Source organism: Streptomyces sp. R41 (assembly GCF_041053055.1).
GTDB lineage: Bacteria > Actinomycetota > Actinomycetes > Streptomycetales > Streptomycetaceae > Streptomyces.
This window is the reverse complement of record NZ_CP163443.1, coordinates 8,430,022-8,452,513: the sequence shown is the minus strand read 5'-3', so window position 1 is coordinate 8,452,513 and position 22,492 is coordinate 8,430,022. Positions and strand designations below refer to the sequence as shown.

Genomic DNA, 22,492 nt, shown 5'->3' with positions numbered 1-22,492 from the left:
CACAAAGCGCTGCCACAGCACCACCTCCGCCGAACCGACGGCACACCCCTCAGCAGCAGCACCGACGTAACCCTCAGCGTCTTCCCTCAGGACGCTCATCGCCGGAGGCAACACCGTGAAGGAAATCCTGGACGCGATTCAGTCGCCGGACTCCACGTCCGCCGACTTCGCAGCTCTGCCGCTCCCCGAGTCGTACCGCGCGATCACCGTGCACAAGGACGAGACGGAGATGTTCGCCGGGCTCACCACCCGCGACAAGGACCCCCGCAAGTCGATCCACCTGGACGACGTGCCGGTGCCGGAACTCGGCCCGGGCGAGGCTCTGGTGGCCGTCATGGCCTCCTCCGTCAACTACAACTCGGTCTGGACCTCGATCTTCGAGCCGATGGCGACCTTCGGCTTCCTGGAGCGCTACGGCAGGCTCAGCGAGCTCACCAAGCGCCACGACCTGCCGTACCACATCATCGGCTCCGACCTCGCGGGCGTCGTCCTGCGCACCGGCCCGGGCGTCAACGCCTGGAAGCCCGGTGACGAGGTCGTCGCGCACTGTCTGTCCGTCGAGCTGGAGTCCTCCGACGGCCACAACGACACGATGCTCGACCCTGAGCAGCGCATCTGGGGCTTCGAGACGAACTTCGGCGGTCTCGCCGAGATAGCCCTCGTCAAGTCGAACCAGCTGATGCCGAAGCCGGACCACCTGTCGTGGGAGGAGGCCGCCGCTCCGGGCCTGGTGAACTCCACCGCGTACCGCCAGCTGGTGTCGCGGAACGGCGCCGGCATGAAGCAGGGCGACAACGTGCTCATCTGGGGCGCGAGCGGCGGACTCGGCTCGTACGCCACGCAGTTCGCGCTCGCCGGTGGCGCCAACCCGATCTGTGTCGTCAGCAGCGAGCAGAAGGCGGACATCTGCCGGAAGATGGGCGCCGAGGCGATCATCGACCGCAACGCCGAGGGCTACAAGTTCTGGAAGGACGAGCACACCCAGGACCCGAAGGAGTGGAAGCGCTTCGGCAAGCGCATCCGCGAGCTGACCGACGGCGAGGACGTCGACATCGTCTTCGAGCACCCCGGGCGCGAGACCTTCGGCGCCAGTGTGTACGTGACCCGCAAGGGCGGCACCATCGTCACCTGCGCCTCGACCTCGGGCTACAACCACGAGTACGACAACCGCTACCTGTGGATGTCGCTGAAGCGCATCGTCGGCTCGCACTTCGCGAACTACCGCGAGGCCTGGGAGGCCAACCGGCTCGTCGCCAAGGGCAAGATCCACCCGACGCTCTCCAAGGTGTACTCCCTGGAGGAGACCGGGCAGGCCGCCTACGACGTGCACCGCAACCTCCACCAGGGCAAGGTCGGCGTTCTCGCGCTGGCGCCCCGCGAGGGTCTGGGTGTGCGCGACGAGGAGAAGCGCGCCCAGCACATCGACGCCATCAACCGCTTCCGGAACGTCTGAGGTCCCCCAGATGACAGAGCGCCAGAAGGACCGGCCGTGGCTGATGCGCACGTACGCCGGTCACTCCACCGCCGAGGCGTCCAACGAGTTGTACCGGCGCAACCTCGCCAAGGGCCAGACCGGCCTGTCGGTCGCGTTCGACCTGCCGACGCAGACCGGCTACGACCCCGACCACATCCTCGCCCGCGGCGAGGTCGGCCGGGTCGGGGTGCCGGTCTCGCATCTCGGTGACATGCGCCGGCTGTTCCAGGACATACCCCTGGAGCAGATGAACACCTCGATGACCATCAACGCCACCGCCATGTGGCTGCTGGCGCTCTATCAGGTCGTCGCCGAGGAGCAGGGTGCGGACATCACCAAGCTCCAGGGGACGACTCAGAACGACATCGTGAAGGAGTACCTGTCGCGGGGGACGCACGTCTTCCCGCCGGGTCCCTCCCTCCGTCTGACGACGGACATGATCACGTACACGGTGAACCACATCCCGAAGTGGAACCCGATCAACATCTGCAGCTATCACCTGCAGGAGGCGGGAGCCACCCCGGTCCAGGAGATCGCGTACGCGATGTCCACCGCGATCGCCGTCCTGGACGCGGTGTTCGCGTCCGGCCAGATCGCCGAGGAACGCAAGGGCGAGGTCGTGGCCCGTATCTCCTTCTTCGTGAACGCGGGTGTCCGCTTCATCGAGGAGATGTGCAAGATGCGGGCGTTCGGGCGGATCTGGGACAAGATCACGCGCGAGCGGTACGGCATCGAGGACCCCAAGCAGCGGCGCTTTCGGTACGGAGTCCAGGTCAACTCCCTCGGTCTGACCGAGGCGCAGCCGGAGAACAACGTCCAGCGGATCGTGCTCGAGATGCTGGCCGTGACGCTCTCGAAGGACGCACGCGCGCGTGCCGTCCAACTTCCCGCCTGGAACGAGGCGTTGGGCCTGCCGCGCCCCTGGGACCAGCAGTGGTCACTGCGTATCCAGCAGGTGCTCGCGCACGAGAGCGACCTCTTGGAGTACGAGGACATCTTCGAGGGCTCGCGCGTGATCGAGACCAAGGTGTCGGCTCTCGTCGAGGAGTCGCTGGCCGAGATCGAGCGGATCCAGGAGATGGGCGGCGCGATGGCCGCTGTCGAGTCGGGCTACCTGAAGTCGCAGCTCGTCTCCTCGCACGCCGAGCGCCGGGGCCGTATCGAGTCCGGTCAAGAGAAGATAGTCGGCGTCAACATCTTCGAGTCGACCGAGCCGAACCCGCTCACGGCCGACCTGGACGCGGCGATCCAGACGGTCGACCCGGCGGTCGAGGCCCGGGTGATCTCCGCGCTCCAGCACTGGCGCGACACGCGCTACCAGCCGCCCTTCAACCACCCTCGCCCGTGCAAGGCGCTGGAGCGGCTGAAGGAGGCCGCCAAGGGCACCGACAACCTCATGGAGGCCACCCTGGAGTGTGCCCGCGCCGGTGTCACGACCGGCGAGTGGGCCGGGGCGCTGCGCGAGGTGTTCGGCGAGTTCCGCGCCCCCACCGGCGTCTCCTCCGCCCCCGTCGCGGTCACCGCCGAGGAGGGCACCGCGCTCGCGCTGGTCCGCCGCAAGGTGGAGCTGACGGCGAAGGACCTCGGCGTCGGCAAGCTCCGCTTCCTGGTGGGCAAGCCGGGCCTGGACGGGCACTCGAACGGCGCCGAGCAGATCGCCGTGCGGGCCCGCGACGCCGGGTTCGAGGTGGTCTACCAGGGCATCCGGCTCACGCCCGAGCAGATCGTGGACGCCGCGGTCGCCGAGGACGTGCACGGGGTCGGACTGTCCATCCTGTCCGGTTCGCACGCCCAGTTGGTCCCGGACGTGCTGGAGAGGCTGCGCGAGGCCGGCGCGGCCGACATTCCGGTGATCGCGGGCGGGATCATCCCGAACGCCGACGCCGAACAGCTGCGGGCCGCGGGAGTGGCCGCGGTCTTCACCCCGAAGGACTTCGACATCACCGGAATCATCGGCCGTATCGTCGACGAGATCCGCAAAGCGAACAAGCTCGACCCCCTGGAGGTCCCCGCATGACCACGCCCGTCAACCGCCTTCGCCCGCGGCGCTCCTGCCTGGCCGTGCCCGGCTCGAACCCCCGCTTCCTGGAGAAGGCCCAGGGCCTCCCCGCGGACCAGGTCTTCCTCGACCTGGAGGACGCGTGCGCCCCGCTCGCCAAGCCCGAGGCGCGGCACACCATCGTCAAGTTCCTCAACGAGGGCGACTGGACCGGCAAGACGCGGGTCGTGCGCGTCAACGACTGGACGACCGAGTGGACGTACCGCGATGTCGTGACCGTCGTCGAGGGCGCGGGCCAGAACCTCGACTGCATCATGCTGCCGAAGGTGCAGGACGCCCAGCAGGTCGTGGCTCTCGATCTGCTGTTGACGCAGATCGAGAAGACGATGGGCTTCGAGGTCGGCAAGATCGGTATTGAGGCGCAGATCGAGAACGCGAAGGGTCTGGTCAATGTTGACGAGATCGCCGCTGCCTCACCGCGTGTAGAGACCATCATCTTCGGCCCGGCCGACTTCATGGCGTCGATCAACATGAAGTCGCTCGTCGTGGGCGAGCAGCCCCCGGGCTACCCGGCGGACGCGTACCACTACATCCTCATGCGCATCCTGATGGCCGCGCGCACGCACAACCTCCAGGCGATCGACGGCCCCTACCTGCAGATCCGCAACCAGGAGGGCTACCGCGAGGTCGCCCAGCGCGCCGCCGCCCTCGGCTTCGACGGCAAGTGGGTGCTGCACCCGGACCAGGTCGCCGCGGCCAACGAGATCTTCTCGCCCTCCCAGGAGGACTTCGACCATGCGGAGCTGATCCTGGACGCGTACGAGTACTACACGTCCGAGGCGGGCGGCAAGAAGGGCTCCGCGATGCTCGGCGACGAGATGATCGACGAGGCCAGCCGCAAGATGGCGCTGGTCATCTCGGGCAAGGGCCGGGCCGCCGGCATGCAGCGCACGTCCAAGTTCGAAGCCCCGGAGGCCTGAGCACCATGCAGTTCGGACGCACGTACGAGGAGTTCGAGGTCGGCGCGGTCTACAAGCACTGGCCCGGGAAAACGGTCACGGAGTACGACGACCACCTCTTCTGTCTCCTGACCATGAACCACCACCCCCTCCACATGGACACGAACTATGCGGAGAAGACGACGGACTTCGGCAAGAACGTCGTCGTCGGGAACTACATCTACTCGCTGCTGCTCGGCATGTCCGTCCCGGACGTCTCGGGCAAGGCGATCGCCAACCTGGAGATCGAGTCGCTGAAGCACGTGGCGCCGACCTTCCACGGCGACACGATCTATGGCGAGACCACGGTCCTCGACAAGACGCCCTCCAAGTCCAAGTCGGACCGCGGGATCGTCTACGTCGAGACCAAGGGCTACAAGCAGGACGGCACGCTGGTCTGCGTGTTCCGCCGCAAGGTCATGGTCCCCACCGAGACGTACATCAAGGAGCGCGGCGGCGAGCAGCCTGGCCGCCCGGAGCTGAAGCAGACGGAGAAGTAGCCATGGCGCGACTCGCCCAGACCGCCGGTCTGACCGACATCCAGCAGGAGATCCTCTCCACCGTCCGCGACTTCGTGGACAAGGAGATCATCCCGGTCGCGACCGAGCTGGAACACCGCGACGAGTACCCGCAGCAGATCGTCGACGGCCTCAAGGAGCTGGGCCTCTTCGGGCTGATGATCCCCGAGGAGTACGGGGGCCTGGGCGAGTCGCTCCTCACGTACGCGCTGTGCGTCGAGGAGATCGCCCGCGGCTGGATGTCGGTCTCCGGCATCATCAACACGCACTTCATCGTGGCGTACATGCTCAAGCAGCACGGCACGCAGGAGCAGAAGGACTACTTCCTGCCGCGCATGGCGCTCGGCGAGGTGCGTGGGGCCTTCTCGATGTCGGAGCCGGGCCTTGGCTCGGACGTGTCGGCGATCACGTCGAAAGCGGTCAAGGACGGCGACGAGTACGTCCTGAACGGTCAGAAGATGTGGCTGACGAACGGCGGCACGTCCACCCTGGTGGCCGTTCTGGTCCGGAGTGACGAAGGACACCCCGAGGGGAGCGCGCCCCACAAGTCGATGACGACCTTCCTGGTCGAGAAGGAGCCCGGCTTCGGAGAGGTCCGCCCCGGCCTCACCATCCCCGGGAAGATCGACAAGATGGGTTACAAGGGCGTCGACACCACCGAGCTCATCATGGACGGACTGCGCATTCCGGCCAATCGTGTGCTCGGCGGGACCACCGGCCGAGGGTTTTACCAAATGATGGACGGAGTCGAGGTCGGCCGCGTCAACGTAGCGGCACGCGGCTGCGGCGTCGCACAGCGTGCGTTCGAGCTGGGTGTCTCATATGCCCAGCAGCGTCACACTTTCGGCAAGCCGATCGCCCAGCACCAGGCCATCCAGTTCAAGCTCGCCGAGATGGCTACCAAGGTCGAGGCCGCTCATGCGATGATGGTGAACGCGGCACGCAAAAAGGACTCTGGGGAACGAAACGACCTCGAAGCAGGGATGGCGAAGTACCTCGCCTCCGAGTACTGCAAGGAGGTCGTGGAGGATGCTTTCCGGATCCACGGCGGCTACGGCTTCTCCAAGGAGTACGAGATCGAGCGCCTCTACCGAGAGGCTCCGATGCTGTTGATCGGTGAAGGTACCGCCGAAATCCAGAAAATGATCATCGGGCGCAGGTTGCTCGAAGAGTATCGACTCCAGGGCTAGATGTCCGGGTTCGGGGTGTTTTCTTCGAGAAGAAGATCACACCCCGTCAACACTCTTCGGCCGCCGACTCGGCTTCCTGGCTTGCCCAGTTGTGGCCCGCGACCGGTACGATCCCGGGAAAGCCGCCGTCCCCCGTTGCAGCGCGGCATCATCCGCTACGAAGGTCATCCATGCCCCACAGCCAAACCTCTGCACCACGCGGCCGGGTCCGCCTCGCGCGCGGAGCATCGCCGTGGCTTCTCCCGACCGTTGCCACCGCAGCACTCAGCCTGGCCCGCGCGCGCCGCTCCGGCGCCGCCAAGGCCGTGGCCGTACCCGCCACCGCGCTCGCGGCGGGCATGCTGTGGTTCTTCCGCGACCCCGAGCGCGAGATCACCCAGGGCCGGGTCATCTCGCCCGCCGACGGTGTGGTGCAGAGCATCATGCCGTGGAAGGACGGGCGCACCCGCGTCGCGATCTTCATGAGCCCGCTCAACGTCCACGTCAACCGCGCGCCGCTCTCCGGCACGGTGACCTCGGTCGAGCACATCCCCGGTGGGTTCGTTCCGGCGTTCAACAAGGAGAGCGAGAACAACGAGCGAGTCGTCTGGCACTTCGACACCGAGCTCGGCGACATCGAGATGATCCAGATCGCCGGAGCGGTCGCCCGGCGTATCGTGCCGTACATCCCCCAGGGCACGAAGGTCGAGCAGGGCGACCGAATCGGGCTGATCCGCTTCGGCTCGCGCGTCGACATCTACCTCCCCGAGGGTGTCGAGGTCGACGTGGAGGTCGGTCAGAAGACCGTGGCTGGGGTGACTCGAATTGACCGTGATTGATCCTGAGACACAGGCCGGCTGGGTGCCGGAGGCCGACGAGGTGGACGACGAGGAGGAGATGCCCCTCTCGCTCCGCCTCTCAATAGCGGACACCCTCACCCTCGGCAACGCCACGTGCGGCTTCATGGCGGTGTACTTCACCACCACGGGCATCCTCATCCCGCACCTCACCGGCAGCCAGGAGACGGGCATGGCGCGGCACAGCGCCGCCACGGCCGTCATCCTGATGCTCTGCGCGGCGGTCTTCGACCTCTTCGACGGTCTGGTCGCCCGCAAGCTGCGCTCCTCCCCCATGGGCGCGGAACTGGACAACCTGTCCGACCTGATCAGCTTCGGTCTGGCCCCGGCCTACTTCGTGCTGGTCTACGGCATGGTCGCGGACGACGCGCATCAGCGGGTGGCGGCGGTCGGGGCCATCGTGGTCCTGCTGGCCGTGGTGCTGAGACTCGCTCGCTTCTCCTGCGTCACCGTCAAGGACGGCACGTTCCAGGGCATGCCGTCGCCGTTCGGTGCGCTGACCGTGGTCTCCATCGTCCTGCTGGAGCTTCCGTTCGTCGCCACGCTCATGGCGATCATCGGTACCGCGTGGCTGATGGTGAGCCGGGTCGAGTACCCGAAGCCGCGGGGGCGCCTCGCGGTGGCGATGCTCTCCTGGATCGTGCTCAGCATGGGGCTGCTGGCGGCGTGGGCCTTCGACGCGCCGAGTGGCCAGCTGCTCCTTCAGACCGGCTGCGCGCTGCAGCTCGTCATGGGCGCCGTGATTCCCCTCTTCGCTACCGCTCGGAGGGTGAACAACTTCCGGGACAATCGCCGGGAGGCGCGAGCGGCGCAGCTGCCGTAGCGGCGTTTCTCGTACGTGATCGAAGGGCCCCGAACCTGTTGGTTCGGGGCCCTTCGGCTATGGACGGTCTCTTCGGCTGCGGCGCGTTGGGGAACTGCGCAATCTTTTAAGCGGGGGTCTGGGGGCGGCAGCCCCCAGGTACGGGACGGGCAGGGGCGGAGGGGGCGAAGAAAATCCCCGCTCAGCCCGTCAGGAAGTCCCGCGCGATGTTCTCCGCCACCCGCTCCAGGATCGGCCCGGCATCCGCGATGCACTTCGCGACGTCGGGCTCGACCTCGGTGAGAGGGTAGGCGCGACGGATACCCGCCTTGCCGAGGGCCTCGGGGCGCAGGCCGAGGCGCCCGCAGACGGCGACGACTTCCTTGCCCGCCGCGCGGGCAGCGGCGGCGACCCCGGCGGGAGCCTTGCCATGAAGGGTCTGCTCGTCGAGAGACCCCTCGCCGGTGATCACCAACGTGGCGCGCTCCAGCGCGGGCGCGAAGCCGAGGACGTCGAGCATGACCTCGATACCGGGGCGGAAGCGGGCGCCGATCACGAGGGCCCCGTACCCGATGCCACCCGCGGCGCCCGCACCCGGCGCGGCCGCGAACTCGGCGGCCTTGGGACCGATCGCCTTCTCCAGGACGGTGGCGAAGTGGGCGAGGGCCGCGTCCAGGGTGGCCACGTCGTCGGGGCTCGCGCCCTTCTGGGGGCCGTACACGGCAGGGGCACCCTTGGGACCCGTCAGCGGGTTGTCCACGTCGCTGGCGAGGACGAAGTCGACGGAGGAGAGCCGGGGGTCCAGGTCGGACAGATCGGCGGTCACGACGTCACGCAGCGCGGCACCGCCGGGAGCCACCGGCTCCCCGTCCGCGCCCAGGAAGCGCGCGCCGAGCGCGGAGAGCATGCCGGCTCCGCCGTCCGTCGTGGCGCTGCCGCCGACGCCGAAAACGATCGTGCGGGCACCGGCGTCCAGCGCGGCGCGCAGCAGCTCCCCGGAGCCGTACGTCGAGGACGTGAGCGGCGCGAAGACCCCGGCGGGCAGCCGCTGCAACCCGCTCGCCTCGGCCATCTCCACGACCGCGGTGTCTCCGCGCAGCGCGAACGCGGCCGTGACCTCGTCGCCCAGCGGCCCGGCGACCCGCACCTCTTGCCGCTCGAAGCCGGCCGCGACCGCCGCGTCGACGGTCCCGTCGCCACCGTCGGCCACGGGCAGCGCCTCGACCTCGACCCGCGGCGCGAATCGGCGCAGTCCGGCCGTCACCCGCTCCGCGACCTGCACGGCCGTCAGCGATCCCTTGAACTTGTCCGCGGCGATGAGCACACGCGGGGTCCGATTCACAGCAGCGTCCGCCACCTTGCATTCCCCTTGCTTTCCGGGCCTTGCTCACGTCAAGGCAGTCGCGCCGCTGCGACCTTAACCGGAGGAAGCCCCCGCCGTCATGCCCCGCCCAGCTCGCGGAATGCCGCGCGTGCCCGCCCGGAATTGGGTAAACCGGAGCTATGACCCCTGTGGGCACTGAGCTCGCCGACCGCATCCTCGGGGGCTGGCTGGGCCGGATCGCGGGCAACATGCTCGGCAAGCCGGTCGAGCAGGGCGACCACTGGACGCGGGACCGGATCGACCGTTATCTGCGGCAGGCCGCTGCCCTGCCGCTCACCGACTACCTCCCGGAGCCCGCCGGCGACGGCGCGGCGAGCGCCGAGTTCGAGCTGCGGCCGGAGTGGCGGCAGTGCGTGCGCGGCCGGATCCACGGCAGCTGCCGGGACGACGACGTCGACTACGCCATCCTCGGGCTCGACCTCCTGGAGACCCACGGTTTCTCCTTCAGCACCGAGCAGGTCGGTGACCTGTGGCTGCTGCGGCTGCCGTATCTGCAGACGTTCACGGCGGAGCGGGCGGCGTACCGCAATCTCGCCAATGGGCTGAAACCGCCGTTGACGGCGACATACGACAATCCCTACCAGGAGTGGATCGGCGCGCTCATCCGCGCCGACGTCTACGGCTGGACCTGCCCGGGGCTGCCGCGCCGCGCGGCCTCCCTGGCCCGCCGGGACGCCGTCCTCTCGCACACCGGCAACGGTGTGTACGGCGCGATGTGGGCGGCGGCGCTGATCTCTGCGGCGTTCACCGCGCCCACCGTGCGGCACGCCCTGGACACGGCGCTGACCGTCATCCCCGCGAGCAGCCGCCTCGCGCGCACGGTGCGGCGGGTGCTCACGCTTCACGAGACCCGGATGACCTGGGAGGACACGCTCAGCACGGTGGCAGAGGAGACCGCGGGCCTCGGCTGGATCCATACGATCCCGAACGCCGCGGTGCTCACGGCGGGGCTCCTGTACGGCGACGGCGACTTCACCCGCACCATCACACTGACCGTCCGCGGCGGCCTGGACACCGACTCGAACGGCGCGACCGCCGGCTCCGTCGCGGGCGTCCTGTGCGGGGCCACCGCGGTCCCCTCGCAGTGGAAGGATCCGCTGGAGGACACCGTCCGCAGCGCGGTGTTCGGCTTCGACGGGGTACGGATCAGCGAGCTGGCCTCGCGCACGGTCGCGCTGGTGGGGGCCGAGGCCTAGGACCTGTCTGACAATTCCCGTCTGCCCCGCGACGCCATGCACGCGCCCCCACCCTCGAACCGGCTTCGGCTCGGGCGGGGGACCCCCTTCGCCGCACCGGGCGCGGACCCAAGTACGTCCAGTACGAGGGCCTTCGCCCGGCACGCCGAGAGCACGCACCTGACGCCCCGAGGCCGCCCTCCGGGCGACGACGGAAATTGTCAGACAGGCCCTAGCCCACGATCGCGGCCGTGCTCGTCCTGAACGCCTCGGCCGTCACCCCCATCGCCCGCAGCAGCAGTCGGTCGCGCATGCCGTCCGGGAGGAAGCGCAGCAGGGCGAGCACCCGTCCGTCGCGTCCGGTGGTGTAGAGCGTGGCGGGCCGACGAGCGGTCAGGGCTCGTACGACGGCGTTGACGGCCGGGGCGACCGGCCCCAGCGGTTGGCGTGCCGCGGCGGTCCGTACGGCGTCCAGGGCGGCCGCGTACCGGTGCTGGGTCTCGGGCGAGCCCGCCCAGCCCATGTCGGCGCTCGCCTTGTCCGCCGTGGTGAAGATGGCGGTGTCCATGGCTCCCGGCTCGATCAGGGAGACCTTGACGTCTTGGTGGCGCAGTTCCATCCGCAGGGCCTGGGTGAGCGCCGAGAGGGCGGCCTTGGAGGCGGCGATCGGGCCGAAGAAGGGCGGGGTGACGCGGGCGGACACGGCACCGAGGTTCACGATCCGGCCGCCGGCCGCGCGCAGGGCGGGCAGGAAGGCGCGGATCACCGCCGCCTGCCCGATCACGTTCATCTCGAACTGGCGGCGCCAGGCCTCGGCCGGGACCAGTTCGACGGGGCCCTGCCCCATGATTCCGGCGCTGTTCACCAGGGCGTCGAGACGGGGCCCCACGACGTCCGCGGCCGCCGCGATGGACTCCTCGTCGGTCACGTCGAGGAGGACGGGGGTCACGCCGGCGTCGCGCAACGCTTCGGCGTCCGCGGGTTTGCGGTGGGCGGCGTACACGATCCAGCCGTCGCCGCTCAGCCTGCGCGCGAGGGCGCCACCCACACCGCCGGTGGCGCCGGTGATCAGAACGGTTCGGGCAGGGGTCAGCTCAGCCACAAGGGCCGCCTTTCACAAGGGGGTTCGCTTTCCCTTCCACCCTCCGCCAGGCCGCACCCCGGTTGAAGAGTGCAGAATTTACTGGTGGCAGCGACACCAGGATCAGCACCCGGAACCGGCGACCAGGCCCGCAAGGCGCTCGCCCCGGTCCCTGACGATCACGGCCGCAAGGCCCTCGCCGCGTTCCTGCGCTCCCGCCGCGAGCGCGCGGACCCCGCGGGGACCGGGCTGCCACCGGGTGGCCGCCGCCGTACCCCCGGGCTGCGCCGCGAGGAGGTCTCGCTGCTCTCCGGCGTGAGCCTGACCTGGTACACCTGGCTCGAACAGGGCCGTGACATCCATGTCTCCCCACAGATCCTGCTCGCCCTGGTCCGTGCCCTCCGGCTCGACGAGGTGGAGCGGGCCCACCTCTTCCGGCTCGCGGGCCTTCCGGCGCCCGAGCCCGCCGAGCGCTCCCTGGAAGTCCCGGACGCCGTCCGCACCTTCCTGGACAAGCTGATGCCCAACCCGGCGTTCGTCATCGACCGCTGCTTCGACATCCTGGCCTGGAACCCGGCGCAGGAGCGCATCCTCGGCCCGGCCCTGCTGGACCGCCCGCGCCGCGAACTCAACAGCGCCTGGATGCTGTTCCGCGTCCCGGAGATCCGCGCGCTGATGCCGGAGTGGGAGCGGGAGGCCCGCTGGATGGCCGGGCTGCTGCGCCAGCAGGCGGCGTACGAACTCGACAATCCGCGCTTCTCCGAGCTGGTCGCCGAACTCATCGACACCAGCCCGTACTTCGCGGAGGCCTGGGAGACCCACGACGTCGTGGAGTTCCGCTCCTCCGTACGCCGCTACCGGCACCCCGAGGCCGGCGACCTCGAAGTGTCGTACGTACGCCTGGCAGTGGAGGAAGCACCCCGGCTCAGCCTGATCTGCCACTTCGCCGAGCCGGGCAGCGAGTCCGAGGAACGGCTGCGCAGGCTCGTCGCCCTTGGCGAATGACGACTCTCGTTACCCTTCGTGGGTGACCACTCCAGATTTCGCCACGTACATCGCGGGCCTGCCCCGCGTCCTCGCCGGCGCCGCCGCCCTTTTCCTCGACGCCGAAGGGCGGGTGCTGCTCGTCGAGCCGAACTACCGCGAGGGCTGGGCCCTTCCGGGCGGCACCGTCGAGTCGGACGACGGGGAGACCCCACGCCAGGGCGCACACCGCGAGACGGCCGAAGAGATCGGCCTCGACGTCGAACTCGGCCGGCTCCTCGCGGTCGACTGGGTGCACGGGACGGCGCGGCCGCCATTGGTGGCCTACCTGTACGACGGCGGCGTCCTCGGAGAGGACGACCTCAAGTCGATCCGCTTGCAGGAGGAGGAGCTGCTGTCCTGGCGCCTGGTGCCCCGCGAAGAGCTCGCCGAATATCTGCCGGGCGCCCTCGGGCGACGCGTACTCGCCGGGCTCGACGTGCTGGCGGAGGGCGCGGGAACGGCGGAACTGGAGAACGGCCACCGGGTCGGCTGACCGGAACCGGTTCAGCCCTCGACGTCCCGCGGCTTGATGTCCACCGCGCGCAGGGCCTCGTCGCGCTCGGTGATCCTGGCCTCCGTGCGGTGACCGCGCTCGATGTAGTCGCGTACGACGAGTTCGACGGCGTCCTGGGGACTGCCCACGCCCGCGAGCACCATGACTTCCACGACAAGTTCGGCGTCGAGCGAGACGGTGACCTTGGCCATGCGCGGACCCTAGCACCGGAGGGTCCAGCAGCCCCTGGCCCCGGCGATATCCATTCGCCGCGTCCGGACGCACGACCTACCCTCGGCACCATGACCAAGCCACTCGTCGCCATTCTCAGCGGTGCCGGGATCTCCACGGATTCCGGGATCCCGGACTATCGCGGCCCGAACGGGCTGTGGCGGCGGGATCCGGAGGCCGAGAAGCTCGTCACGTACGAGTACTACATGGGGGATCCGGAGATCCGGCGGCGGTCGTGGCAGATGCGGCGGAAGAACCGGACGCTCAAGGCCGAGCCCAACGCCGCGCACCGGGCCGTGGCCGAGCTGGAGCAGTCCGGGGTGCCCGTCCGGGTCATCACGCAGAACGTCGACGGGCTGCACCAGCTCGCCGGCCTGCCTGCCCGCAAGGTGCTCGAACTGCACGGCACCGCACGCAGTGTCGTCTGCACGAAGTGCCACGCACGCGGCCCCATGGAGGACGCCCTGGCCCGGGTCGAGGCCGGTGAGGACGATCCACTGTGCCTGGAATGCGGCGGGATCCTCAAGTCGGCGACCGTGATGTTCGGCGAACGACTCGACCCCGTGGTCCTCGGCGAGGCCGTCGCCATCACCAAAGCCTGCCAGGTCTTCATCGCCGTAGGCACCAGCCTCCAGGTCCAGCCCGCAGCCGGCCTCGCGGGCGTCGCCGCCGACCACGGCGCACAGCTGATCATCGTCAACGCCGAACCGACCCCGTACGACGAACTCGCCGACCAAGTCGTACGCGAACCGATCGGCACGGCCCTGCCGAAGCTCCTGCGCGGACTACCCACCGAGGGGAAGTAGGACTTGTCCCTGTTCGCCGCCCTGAAGCGCACTTCAACTCGGGCCTGCGCGGCAGCGATTACTCCTCCTCATAGGCCGCCCGGGCTCCACCACACGCGATCCCGCCCCGGGCATTGCAGTGCCGGGGTCAGTTGTTCCGGCGTACACGGCCTCCTGAACACTTGCGTCCACCAGGCCATGCTCGGCATCGCCCGGCTTCACAACCTCGCCCTCGCGGGACAACTCTCGCCCCATACGTGACAGCCTTTAGGCGTTCACGGTCCAGGGCAGATGTGCGGGCGTGACGGCGAGCTCGTCCTGGATGCTCGGCAGTGCGATGTTCACGGACGAGTCGTCCAGCACCTGCGGTAGCGGGGCCGGCGCGATCACCAGCGGCGGGACCATCTCACTGCCCGGCTTGCGCGAGTTCCTTGATGCCGGGGATTCCGTGTATCGCGGGCGTATCGAAAATCGCATACGCCACCGCAACGGCCCTCCGTTTCCAATGGGGGCATGAACCACGACGCATCCCTGTCAGCACCGCCCCGCCGCACGCGCGGGATCGTGCTGATCAGCCTGGCGATCCTCGGCATGGCGGGCGCCGCGTTCGTCGTGCGGGGGCCGCTCATGATGGCCGCTCCGAGGTGCATGGCCGGGCGGTGGCACGGCTGCTTCGACACGTTCAACGGAGTCGTGCTCATGACGTTGGTCGCGCTGCCGCTGTCGGCGCTGGTGGTGTGGGCTCTGGCGCACCGTCGGCGTGCCGCCGGCGTCGCGGCGGCGTGGCGGACGTCGCTGGCCGAGGTGGGCATGGTCCATGGGACGGTGCCGTTCCTGTGGCTGACCATGATGCCGGGCGGCGGGGCCGGCATCGTCCCCGCCCGGGTGAGCCTGGTACCGCTGCGGGACCTGGTCACGATGGGGCCGCTCGGGATCGTCGGCAACCTGCTGGTCTTCGCGTCGCTGGGGTTCTTCGCCCCGATGCGGTTCGCGGCGCTGGCGTCCGTGCCGCGGATCCTGGCGCTCGGCGCGGGCTGCTCTGTCCTGGTCGAGACCGCACAGTACGTCCTGCGGCTGGACCGGGTGTCCTCCGTGGACGACGTACTGGTCAACGCCGCCGGCGCCGTGCTGGCGGGGCTGGCGTCGCGCCGCTGGTGGCGCACTACGGCAAAAGCGCCGTCGGACCAGCCTCGCCCCGCGCCGGCACCGGCGGGCTGAGTCGCATGTCCGGTGTGCACACGTCTTTGCATACGTCGGCGATATGTTGTGCTGCTTAGGCTTCAGACATGCGCGTACTGATCGTTGAGGACGAGCCCTACCTGGCCGAAGCCGTCCGTGACGGTCTGCGGCTGGAGGCGATCGCCGCCGACATCGCCGGCGACGGCGACTGTGCCCTGGAACTGCTCAGCGTCAACTCCTACGACCTCGCGGTCCTCGACCGCGACATCCCCGGCCCCTCCGGCGACGAGGTCGCCCGGCGCATCGTCGCCTCCGGCAGCGGCATCCCGATCCTCATGCTCACCGCCGCCGACCGGATCGACGACAAGGCTTCCGGGTTCGAGCTCGGCGCCGACGACTACCTCACCAAACCGTTCGAGCTGCGGGAGCTCGTCCTGCGGCTGAGGGCGCTCGACCGCAGACGCGCGTACGCCCGGCCCCCGGTCCGCGAGATCGCGGGCCTGCGGCTCGACCCCTTCCGCCGGGAGGTCTTCCGCGACGGACGCTACGTCGCGCTCACCCGCAAACAGTTCGCCGTGCTTGAAGTCCTCGTCGCCGCCGAGGGCGGGGTCGTCAGCGCCGAAGAGCTGCTGGAACGGGCCTGGGACGAGAACGCCGACCCCCTCACCAACGCCGTACGCATCACCGTTTCCGCACTGCGCAAACGGCTCGGCGAACCATGGATCATCGCCACGGTGCCCGGCGTCGGCTACCGGATCGACACCGGCCCCGACACCAGCCGCACCGGCAGTACGCATGCCTAGACGCCCAGGGCTCAGCGCCCGACTGAAACTCACCCTCAGCTACGCCGGGTTCCTCGCCGTCGCCGGCTCCCTCCTGCTGGCCGTGGTGTGGGTGTTCCTGCTGCGCTATGTACCCGACAACTCCCAGGGCCTTCTCGGGATCTCGCCCAACCGCTACCTCCTTGTGCACACCTTCGCCCCCGCCGCGGCCGTGGCGATGGTCTTCCTGCTCGTGTTCGGCCTCGTCGGGGGATGGATCCTCGCCGGCCGGATGCTCGCACCACTCACACAGATCACGGATGCGGCACGGATGGCCGGGAACGGGTCCCTGTCCCACCGGATCCGCATGAAGGGCCGCCAGGACGAATTCCGTGAACTCTCCGACGCGTTCGACTCGATGCTCGAACAACTCGAGTCCCACGTCGCCGAGCAGCAGAGGTTCGCCGCGAACGCCTCGCACGAACTGCGCACCCCGCTGGCGATCTCACGGACCCTCCTCGACGTCGCCCGCAAGGACCCCACGCGAGACCGGGGCGAACTCATCGAACGCCTGCACGCTGTCAATACGCGGGCGATCGACCTCACCGAGGCCCTCCTGCTGCTCAGCCGGGGCGACCGCGGAAACTTCACCCGCGGATGCGTCGACCTCTCCCTCGTCGCCGAAGAAGCCGCCGAAACGCTGCTTCCCCTCGCCGAACAGCGCCGGATGACGCTCGACGTCACCGGCGGGGCGGCCCGGACCAGCGGCTCCGCGGAGCTCCTGCTGCGGATGGTGACGAACCTCGTCCAGAACGCCATCGTCCACAACCTCCCCGCCGGCGGCACCGTGACGGTCCACACCGAGGTGCACGGCGACACGAGCGTGCTGCGGGTCGAGAACACGGGCCGTCGGCTCCCCCCGGAACTCGTACCGACCCTCACCGAACCCTTCCGGCGCGGAACGGAACGCGTACGCACCGACGAGCACGCCGGCGTCGGCCTCGGCCTGGCCATCGTGCACAGCATCGTCCGCGCCCACGACGGGACCCTCGACCTCGTCCCCCGCCCCGCAGGCGGTCTCCTCGTCACGGTCCGGCTTCCCGGCACGCCGTAGGCATCGTCCCCGAGCGGGCTGTGGCGGCGGGACCCGGAGGCCGAGAAGCTCGTCACGTACGAGTACTACATGGGAGATCCGGAGATCCGGCGCCGCTCCTGGCAGATGCGGCGCAAGAAACGGACGCTGAAGGCGGAGCCGAACGCGGCGCACCGGGCCGTGGCCGAGCTGGAGCGGTCCGGCGTGCCGGTCCGGGTGATCACGCAGAACGTGGACCGATTGCACCAGCTCGCCGGGATGCCGGCACGGAAGGTGCTGGAACTGCACGGCACCGCACGGAGCGTCATCTGCACGAAGTGGCACGCCAGGCAGCCGATGGAGGACGCGCTCGCCCGGGTCGAGGCCGGTGAGGTGGACCCGCCGTGTCTGGAGTGCGGTGGGATCCTCAAGTCGGCGACGGATGTTCGGCGAGCGGCTCGACCCGGTGGTGCCGGGTGAGGCGGTCGCCATCACCGAGGCCGGCCAAGTGTTCATCGCCGTGCGGAGCAGCCTGCAGGTTCGGCCCGCCGCCGGGCTCGCCGGTGTCGCCGACCACGGGACCCGGCTGATCATCGCCAACGCCGAGCCGACGCCGTACGACGAGCGGGCCGACGAGGTCGTACGGGAGCCGATCGGCACCGCCCTGCCCGAACTCCTGCGCAAGCTGGGCGACCAGGGCCTGTCCGGCGGATCATGTCGGAGACGCGGGGCCTGGCACGCCCACCTGCGGCGTTGTCGTCGGTTGCCGACTCCCCCACTCTCGGCTTCGCTCGAGCGGGGGGGACCCCCACCGCGTCGTCGCCCTCCTCCGTCTTGCAGCTGGACGCACCAGGCCCCGCTCACCTGTGCTCATGAGGCGCGGCAGCTCTCCTGCGACCTGATCCGCCGGACAGGCCCTGGCGGGCGGAACGGCCGGCGCGCCGAGCGGCTAGAAGAGGGCCGCTCCGCTCTCGAAGTCCAGCAGCCGCTTCTTGCGGTCCAGGCCGCCGCCGTATCCCGTGAGGCTGCCGTTCGCGCCGACGACGCGGTGGCAGGGCACGATGATGCCGATGGGGTTCTTGCCGTTGGCGAGGCCGACCGCGCGGGAGGCGCCCGGGTTGCCGAGGGCCTCGGCCAGTTCGCCGTACGAGCGGATCTCGCCGTACGGGATCTCGCGGAGCTGCTCCCAGACGCTGCGCTGGAAGGACGTGCCGGCCAGCCGCAGTTCGAGCGTGAACTCCTTCAACTCGCCTGCGAAATAGGCCCGTAGCTGGTCGGTCGCCTCATCGAAGAGTGTGTCGTCGCGTTCGCCGAAGGTTTCCTCGGGCGGGCGGTGGCGCTGGCCGACCATGTAGAGGCCGCACAGGACGCCTCCGTCGGCGACGAGTGTCAGGGGGCCGTACGGGCTGTCGATGACCGTGTGCTGTTTCACTGGATGTCCTTGAACGGGCTTATACGGGAAGGAAGTTGATCGGGTGACTGTCGGTCGCCCACAGGTACTGGACCGCGTACGCGCGCCAGGGGCGCCAGGCCGCGGCGCGTGCCGTGAGGGCGGCCGGAGTGGACGGGAGGCCCAACTCCTGGGCGGCGCGCCGGATTCCGAGGTCGGTGGGGAGGAAGGCGTCGGGGTCGCCGAGGGCGCGCATGGCGATGACGTCGACCGTCCAGGGGCCGAAGCCGGGAAGCGCCAGCAGCCTGGTTCGTGCCTCAGCCCAGTCGCTCTCTACCCCCAAGTGAAGTGTTCCGTCGGCGAGTTGGCGTATCAGCGTGGTGAACGTGGTGCGGCGGGTGCGCGGCATCGCGAGTGCCTCGGGATCGAGTGCGGCGAGTGCCGGGGCCGAGGGGAAGAGGTGGGTGAGGCCGCCCTCAGGGTCCTCGACCGGTTCGCCGTGCGCGGCGACCAGGCGGGCCGCGTGGGTGCGGGCAGCAGCCGTGGAGACCTGCTGGCCCAGCACGGCTCGTGCGGCGAACTCGGCCTCGTCGACCGTGCGCGGCACCCGGCGGCCGGGTGCCTTGTCGACGAGCGGGGCGAGCAGCGGGTCGGCGCGCAGCTGGTCGTCGACCGCGACGGGGTCGGCGTCCAGGTCGAGCATGCGGCGGCAGCGGCTGATGGCGACGGGCAGGTCGCGCAGGTCACTGAGGGTGAGGCGGCAGGCGATGTGGTCGGACCGCGGCGTCAGGGCGACGATCCCGTGCCCGTACGGCAGCCGCAGGGTCCGCCGGTATGCCCCGTCGCGCCACTCCTCGACGCCGGGTACGGCGGTCGCCGCCAGGTGGCCGAAGAGGTTGTCGGGGTTGAGCGGTGCTCGGAAGGGGAGCCGGAGGCTCAGCACGCCCGGCGTGGCTCCCGCCCGCTTCTTGGGCAGGCGGGCGCGGAGCTCGCTCGGGGAGAGCGCGAAGACCTCGCGCACGGTGTCGTTGAAGGTGCGGATGGAGGAGAATCCGGCCGCGAAGGCGATCTCCGCCATCGGCAGCGGGGTGGTCTCGATGAGCAGCCGCGCGGTCTGGGCGCGCTGGGCCCGGGCGAGCGCCAGCGGTCCGGCGCCCAGCTCGGCCAGGAGCTGGCGTTCGATCTGGCGGGTGCTGTAGCCGAGCCGGGTGGCCAGGCCGGGGACGCCCTCGCGGTCCACGACGCCGTCGCCGATCAGCCGCATCGCGCGGGCGACCAGGTCGGCGCGCTGGTTCCACTCGGGCGAGCCGGGGCTGGTGTCCGGGCGGCATCGCTTGCAGGCCCGGAACCCGGCCTGCTGGCAGGCGGCCGCGCTCGGGTAGAAGGTCATGTTCTCCGGCTTCGGCGGCACGACCGGGCAGCTGGGCCGGCAGTAGATCCGTGTGGTCAGCACCGCCGTGAAGAACCATCCGTCGAAGCGCGCGTCCTTGGCCTGGACGGCGCGCACGCAGCGCTCGATGTCCGTGTGCATCCCGTTCCGCATGCCTCAAGCATCGGGCACGCGCGAGGTCGGGGCTGGCGAGAATACGACATGTACCTCGCCCGGCCTGCGTGCCTCCTTCGCTCCGACGACTCGTCCTAGCCCACGTCCGTCCTCCGCCACGCGGACTCCCGCAGCAGCCGCAGTCCATTGAGGCCGACGAGGACGGTTGAGCCCTCGTGACCCGCGACGCCGAGCGGGAGCGGGAGGTGGCCGAGGAGGTCCCACAGGACCAGGACGGTGATGAACGTACCCGCGACGACGAGATTCTGGGTGACCAGGCGGCGGGCGGCGCGGGAGAGCCGTACGACCGCCGGGATGGCCGCCAGCTCGTCGCGGACGACGACGGCGTCGGCGGTCTCCAGGGCGAGGTCGGATCCGGCGCGGCCCATCGCGATCCCCGAATGGGCCGCGGCCAGGGCGGGCGCGTCGTTGACGCCGTCGCCGACGAACAGCACCTTGCGGTCGGCGAGTTGGTGTACGGCCTCGACCTTGCCCTCGGGCAGCAGACCCGCGCGTACGTCGGTGATGCCGGTGGCGGTGGCCACCTGGGCGGCGGCACGCGGGTTGTCGCCGGTGAGCAGCGCGGGCGCGGCGCCGGTCAGGGCGGTGAGCGCGGCGACGGTCCCGGGGGCCTCGGGGCGGAGGCGGTCGGTGAGGGCGAGGGCGCCGACGGGCGTACCGTCGCGTGCGACGAAGACCACCGTGCCGCCGTCGGCGTCCGTGTACGGGACCGGCCTGCCGGCCTTACCGGCATCGGCCTCCGGGTGCGACGCCGGACGGCCGACCGCACCGGCAGCCTCCGTGTACGACGCCCGATGGTCGGGCCGACCGGCGTCGGTGTGCGGCTGCGGGCGGCCGACTGTGATGACGTGGCCGTCGATCGTCGCCGTGACGCCGTCTCCCGGCTTCGCCGTGAAGTCGGCGGCGGGTGCGAGCCGCAGGCCGCGGGCCCGGGCGGCGGCGACGACGGCGCGGGCGAGCGGGTGTTCACTGGGGTGCTCGGCGGCGGCCGCCAGCGCCAGCAGGGCGTCCTCGTCCAGCCCCGAACCCGGCGCCGGACGTACGGCCGTCACCTCGGGTGCGCCCTCGGTCAGCGTGCCGGTCTTGTCGAGGGCGACCGCGTCGATCTCGCCGAGGCGTTCCATGGCGAGGGCCGATTTCACCAGGACGCCGTGCCGTCCGGCGGTGGCGATGGCGGAGAGCAGCGGCGGCATGGTGGCCAGCACGACCGCGCACGGCGAGGCGACGATCATGAAGGTCATCGCCCGCAGGAGCGCGCCGGTGAGGTCCGCGCCGAAGGCCACGGGGAGCGCGAAGACGGCGAGCGTGGCGGCCACCACGGCCATCGCGTACCGCTGTTCGATCTTCTCGATGAACAGCTGCGTCGGCGCCTTGGTCCGTGAAGCCTCCTCGACGAGGGTGACGATTCGGGCGATCACCGAGTCGGTGGGGTCGCGCTCGACGCGGACGCGCAACGCTCCGGTGCCGTTGAGGGTGCCCGCGAAGACCTCGTCGCCGGGCGTCTTCGCGACCGGCAGCGGTTCGCCGGTGATGGTCGCCTGGTCGGCCTCGCTGGTGCCGTCAAGGACCCGTCCGTCGGCGCCGATCCGCTCGCCCGGGCGGATCAACAGCACGTCTCCGATGGTGAGTTGAGTGGTGGGGACCGATTCCTCGCCGCCGGTCGTCACCCTGGTCGCCGTGGCGGGCGCGAGGTCGAGCAGACCGCGCACGGAGTCGGCGGTGCGGGCGGTGGCGAGGGCCTCCAGGGCTCCGGAGGTGGCGAAGATGACGATCAGCAGGGCGCCGTCCAGGACCTGCCCGATCGCGACGGCGCCGAGGGCCGCGACGATCATCAGCAGATCCACGTCCAGGGTCTTCTCGCGCAGCGCCCGCAGCCCTTCGAGGGCGGGCTCCCAGCCCCCGGCGGCGTAGGCGATCGCGTAGAGCGGGCCGTACGTCCACCCGGGCGCGCCGCCGAGGTGCAGCGGGAGCGCGAGCAGGAAGGTGACGGTCGCGAGGAGCGCCCGGCGGGCCTCCGGCAGCGCGAGGACGCGAGTGCGCCGCCGTGGAGGTGCTGAGGCGGGCCGTTCGGTGACGGGCGGCGGGGCGAGAGTGGGAGTCACACCGAGGACCATACAGGAACACATGAAGACTCATTCATGCCTTCATGTGCGGTGGGTAAGATACCGCCCATGGGTCATGGAGCCGTCACCACCGCGCAGGACGCCACCGAGCGCGTACGTCTGGACGCGGCCAACGTCGCGAAGGTGGCGACCACGCTCCAGGCGCTGTCGACACCCTCCCGCCTGCTGATCCTCGCGCGACTGCGCGAAGGGCCGCTCCCGGCGACCGAGTTGGCCGCAGCGGTCGGCATGGAGCAGTCCGCCTGCTCGCACCAGCTGCGGTTGCTGCGCAATCTGGGCCTGGTCGTCGGCGAGCGGAGCGGCCGTTCGGTGGTGTACGCGCTCCACGACCACCATGTCGCCGAACTCCTCGACCAGGCGGTCTACCACGTGGAGCATCTGCGGCTCGGCCTCAGTGACACGACCGAGTGA

General features: G+C 70.1%; 22 protein-coding genes and 1 pseudogene. 16 read left to right on the top strand and 7 right to left on the bottom strand.

Annotated features, from left to right (window positions below; translation table 11 throughout):
• Positions 1–115 precede the first annotated feature (115 nt).
• The 7 genes from ccrA (at position 116) to pssA (ending at position 7,838) form a co-directional block, all read left to right on the top strand.
• The gene (gene ccrA, locus AB5J53_RS38440) at positions 116–1,453 is read left to right on the top strand and encodes a crotonyl-CoA carboxylase/reductase (protein WP_369250217.1); all 1,338 of its coding nucleotides are present in this window, start codon (positions 116–118) and stop codon (positions 1,451–1,453) included.
• A gap of 10 nt (positions 1,454–1,463) precedes the next feature.
• On the top strand, positions 1,464–3,491 hold the full coding sequence (locus AB5J53_RS38435; protein WP_369250216.1) for a protein meaA: 2,028 nt from the start codon (positions 1,464–1,466) through the stop codon (positions 3,489–3,491).
• Complete coding sequence (locus AB5J53_RS38430) at positions 3,488–4,453, top strand: CoA ester lyase (RefSeq protein WP_369250215.1); 966 nt, start codon at positions 3,488–3,490, stop codon at positions 4,451–4,453. The genes AB5J53_RS38435 and AB5J53_RS38430 overlap by 4 nt, the downstream gene beginning before the upstream one ends.
• A gap of 5 nt (positions 4,454–4,458) precedes the next feature.
• A complete protein-coding gene (locus AB5J53_RS38425; RefSeq protein WP_369250214.1) occupies positions 4,459–4,971 on the top strand; it encodes a MaoC family dehydratase in 513 nt (170 codons plus the stop codon).
• A gap of 2 nt (positions 4,972–4,973) precedes the next feature.
• A complete protein-coding gene (locus AB5J53_RS38420) occupies positions 4,974–6,179 on the top strand; it encodes an acyl-CoA dehydrogenase family protein (RefSeq protein ID WP_369250213.1) in 1,206 nt (401 codons plus the stop codon).
• 170 nt (positions 6,180–6,349) lie between these two features.
• A complete protein-coding gene (locus AB5J53_RS38415; RefSeq protein WP_369250212.1) occupies positions 6,350–6,997 on the top strand; it encodes a phosphatidylserine decarboxylase in 648 nt (215 codons plus the stop codon).
• 22 nt (positions 6,998–7,019) lie between these two features.
• On the top strand, positions 7,020–7,838 hold the full coding sequence (pssA, locus tag AB5J53_RS38410) for a CDP-diacylglycerol--serine O-phosphatidyltransferase (RefSeq protein ID WP_369252715.1): 819 nt from the start codon (positions 7,020–7,022) through the stop codon (positions 7,836–7,838).
• A 181-nt stretch (positions 7,839–8,019) separates the two neighbouring features.
• On the opposite strand, the gene AB5J53_RS38405 is transcribed toward pssA, so the two are convergent.
• The gene (locus AB5J53_RS38405; RefSeq protein WP_369250211.1) at positions 8,020–9,159 is read right to left on the bottom strand and encodes a glycerate kinase; all 1,140 of its coding nucleotides are present in this window, start codon (positions 9,157–9,159) and stop codon (positions 8,020–8,022) included.
• A gap of 161 nt (positions 9,160–9,320) precedes the next feature.
• On the opposite strand from AB5J53_RS38405, the gene AB5J53_RS38400 reads away from it, so the two are divergent.
• Complete coding sequence (locus AB5J53_RS38400) at positions 9,321–10,397, top strand: ADP-ribosylglycohydrolase family protein (protein ID WP_369250210.1); 1,077 nt, start codon at positions 9,321–9,323, stop codon at positions 10,395–10,397.
• A 211-nt stretch (positions 10,398–10,608) separates the two neighbouring features.
• On the opposite strand, the gene AB5J53_RS38395 is transcribed toward AB5J53_RS38400, so the two are convergent.
• Positions 10,609–11,478 carry an SDR family NAD(P)-dependent oxidoreductase gene (locus AB5J53_RS38395; RefSeq protein ID WP_369250209.1) on the bottom strand — a complete coding sequence of 290 codons (870 nt, stop codon included), beginning with the start codon at positions 11,476–11,478 and terminating at the stop codon, positions 10,609–10,611.
• A gap of 84 nt (positions 11,479–11,562) precedes the next feature.
• Here AB5J53_RS38395 and AB5J53_RS38390 point away from each other — a divergent pair, with 84 nt between their 5' ends.
• Both AB5J53_RS38390 and AB5J53_RS38385 read left to right on the top strand, forming a co-directional pair.
• Positions 11,563–12,462 (top strand): helix-turn-helix transcriptional regulator, encoded by a 900-nt coding sequence (locus tag AB5J53_RS38390; protein WP_369250208.1) that lies wholly within the window; start codon positions 11,563–11,565, stop codon positions 12,460–12,462.
• A 22-nt stretch (positions 12,463–12,484) separates the two neighbouring features.
• A complete protein-coding gene (locus tag AB5J53_RS38385) occupies positions 12,485–12,976 on the top strand; it encodes an NUDIX domain-containing protein (RefSeq protein ID WP_369250207.1) in 492 nt (163 codons plus the stop codon).
• Positions 12,977–12,987: 11 nt separating this feature from the next.
• Here AB5J53_RS38385 and AB5J53_RS38380 read toward each other — a convergent pair whose 3' ends face one another.
• Positions 12,988–13,188, bottom strand: a complete 201-nt coding sequence (locus tag AB5J53_RS38380) for a DUF2191 domain-containing protein (RefSeq protein WP_369250206.1) — start codon at positions 13,186–13,188, stop codon at positions 12,988–12,990.
• 90 nt (positions 13,189–13,278) lie between these two features.
• On the opposite strand from AB5J53_RS38380, the gene AB5J53_RS38375 reads away from it, so the two are divergent.
• Positions 13,279–14,013 carry an NAD-dependent deacetylase gene (locus AB5J53_RS38375; protein ID WP_369250205.1) on the top strand — a complete coding sequence of 245 codons (735 nt, stop codon included), beginning with the start codon at positions 13,279–13,281 and terminating at the stop codon, positions 14,011–14,013.
• A gap of 246 nt (positions 14,014–14,259) precedes the next feature.
• Here AB5J53_RS38375 and AB5J53_RS38370 read toward each other — a convergent pair whose 3' ends face one another.
• Positions 14,260–14,382: a hypothetical protein gene (locus AB5J53_RS38370; protein WP_369250204.1), complete on the bottom strand. Its 123-nt coding sequence runs from the start codon at positions 14,380–14,382 to the stop codon at positions 14,260–14,262.
• Between the two features lie 123 nt (positions 14,383–14,505).
• On the opposite strand from AB5J53_RS38370, the gene AB5J53_RS38365 reads away from it, so the two are divergent.
• From AB5J53_RS38365 to AB5J53_RS38350, 4 genes and pseudogenes are all read left to right on the top strand, one after another.
• On the top strand, positions 14,506–15,210 hold the full coding sequence (locus tag AB5J53_RS38365; RefSeq protein ID WP_369250203.1) for a VanZ family protein: 705 nt from the start codon (positions 14,506–14,508) through the stop codon (positions 15,208–15,210).
• A 68-nt stretch (positions 15,211–15,278) separates the two neighbouring features.
• On the top strand, positions 15,279–15,974 hold the full coding sequence (locus tag AB5J53_RS38360) for a response regulator transcription factor (protein ID WP_369250202.1): 696 nt from the start codon (positions 15,279–15,281) through the stop codon (positions 15,972–15,974).
• Complete coding sequence (locus AB5J53_RS38355; protein WP_369250201.1) at positions 15,967–17,046, top strand: sensor histidine kinase; 1,080 nt, start codon at positions 15,967–15,969, stop codon at positions 17,044–17,046. The genes AB5J53_RS38360 and AB5J53_RS38355 overlap by 8 nt, the downstream gene beginning before the upstream one ends.
• Before the next feature lie 9 nt (positions 17,047–17,055).
• Positions 17,056–17,692, top strand: a pseudogene (locus AB5J53_RS38350) (Sir2 family NAD-dependent protein deacetylase); the annotation flags it as partial.
• Positions 17,693–17,953: 261 nt separating this feature from the next.
• On the opposite strand, the gene AB5J53_RS38345 reads toward AB5J53_RS38350, so the two are convergent.
• From AB5J53_RS38345 to AB5J53_RS38335, 3 genes are all read right to left on the bottom strand, one after another.
• Positions 17,954–18,436 carry a methylated-DNA--[protein]-cysteine S-methyltransferase gene (locus tag AB5J53_RS38345; RefSeq protein ID WP_369250200.1) on the bottom strand — a complete coding sequence of 161 codons (483 nt, stop codon included), beginning with the start codon at positions 18,434–18,436 and terminating at the stop codon, positions 17,954–17,956.
• Between the two features lie 19 nt (positions 18,437–18,455).
• Positions 18,456–19,937 carry an AlkA N-terminal domain-containing protein gene (locus AB5J53_RS38340; protein ID WP_369250199.1) on the bottom strand — a complete coding sequence of 494 codons (1,482 nt, stop codon included), beginning with the start codon at positions 19,935–19,937 and terminating at the stop codon, positions 18,456–18,458.
• 95 nt (positions 19,938–20,032) lie between these two features.
• Positions 20,033–22,072, bottom strand: a complete 2,040-nt coding sequence (locus AB5J53_RS38335) for a heavy metal translocating P-type ATPase (protein ID WP_369252713.1) — start codon at positions 22,070–22,072, stop codon at positions 20,033–20,035.
• A 57-nt stretch (positions 22,073–22,129) separates the two neighbouring features.
• Here AB5J53_RS38335 and AB5J53_RS38330 point away from each other — a divergent pair, with 57 nt between their 5' ends.
• Positions 22,130–22,492, top strand: coding sequence for an ArsR/SmtB family transcription factor (locus tag AB5J53_RS38330; RefSeq protein ID WP_369250198.1), 363 nt, complete (start codon positions 22,130–22,132; stop codon positions 22,490–22,492).

Bases quoted from the DNA above. Each gene is read 5' to 3' on its own strand.
- AB5J53_RS38430 (WP_369250215.1), top strand. From the start codon at position 3,488: ATGACCACGCCCGTCAACCGCCTTCGCCCGCGGCGCTCCTGCCTGGCC.
- AB5J53_RS38375 (WP_369250205.1), top strand. From the start codon at position 13,279: ATGACCAAGCCACTCGTCGCCATTCTCAGCGGTGCCGGGATCTCCACG.
- AB5J53_RS38355 (WP_369250201.1), top strand. From the start codon at position 15,967: ATGCCTAGACGCCCAGGGCTCAGCGCCCGACTGAAACTCACCCTCAGC.
- AB5J53_RS38420 (WP_369250213.1), top strand. From the start codon at position 4,974: ATGGCGCGACTCGCCCAGACCGCCGGTCTGACCGACATCCAGCAGGAG.
- AB5J53_RS38365 (WP_369250203.1), top strand. From the start codon at position 14,506: ATGAACCACGACGCATCCCTGTCAGCACCGCCCCGCCGCACGCGCGGG.
- AB5J53_RS38415 (WP_369250212.1), top strand. From the start codon at position 6,350: ATGCCCCACAGCCAAACCTCTGCACCACGCGGCCGGGTCCGCCTCGCG.
- AB5J53_RS38360 (WP_369250202.1), top strand. From the start codon at position 15,279: ATGCGCGTACTGATCGTTGAGGACGAGCCCTACCTGGCCGAAGCCGTC.
- AB5J53_RS38380 (WP_369250206.1), bottom strand. From the start codon at position 13,188: ATGGCCAAGGTCACCGTCTCGCTCGACGCCGAACTTGTCGTGGAAGTC.
- AB5J53_RS38330 (WP_369250198.1), top strand. From the start codon at position 22,130: ATGGGTCATGGAGCCGTCACCACCGCGCAGGACGCCACCGAGCGCGTA.
- AB5J53_RS38340 (WP_369250199.1), bottom strand. From the start codon at position 19,937: ATGCGGAACGGGATGCACACGGACATCGAGCGCTGCGTGCGCGCCGTC.
- AB5J53_RS38435 (WP_369250216.1), top strand. From the start codon at position 1,464: ATGACAGAGCGCCAGAAGGACCGGCCGTGGCTGATGCGCACGTACGCC.
- AB5J53_RS38400 (WP_369250210.1), top strand. From the start codon at position 9,321: ATGACCCCTGTGGGCACTGAGCTCGCCGACCGCATCCTCGGGGGCTGG.
- AB5J53_RS38335 (WP_369252713.1), bottom strand. From the start codon at position 22,072: ATGGTCCTCGGTGTGACTCCCACTCTCGCCCCGCCGCCCGTCACCGAA.
- AB5J53_RS38425 (WP_369250214.1), top strand. From the start codon at position 4,459: ATGCAGTTCGGACGCACGTACGAGGAGTTCGAGGTCGGCGCGGTCTAC.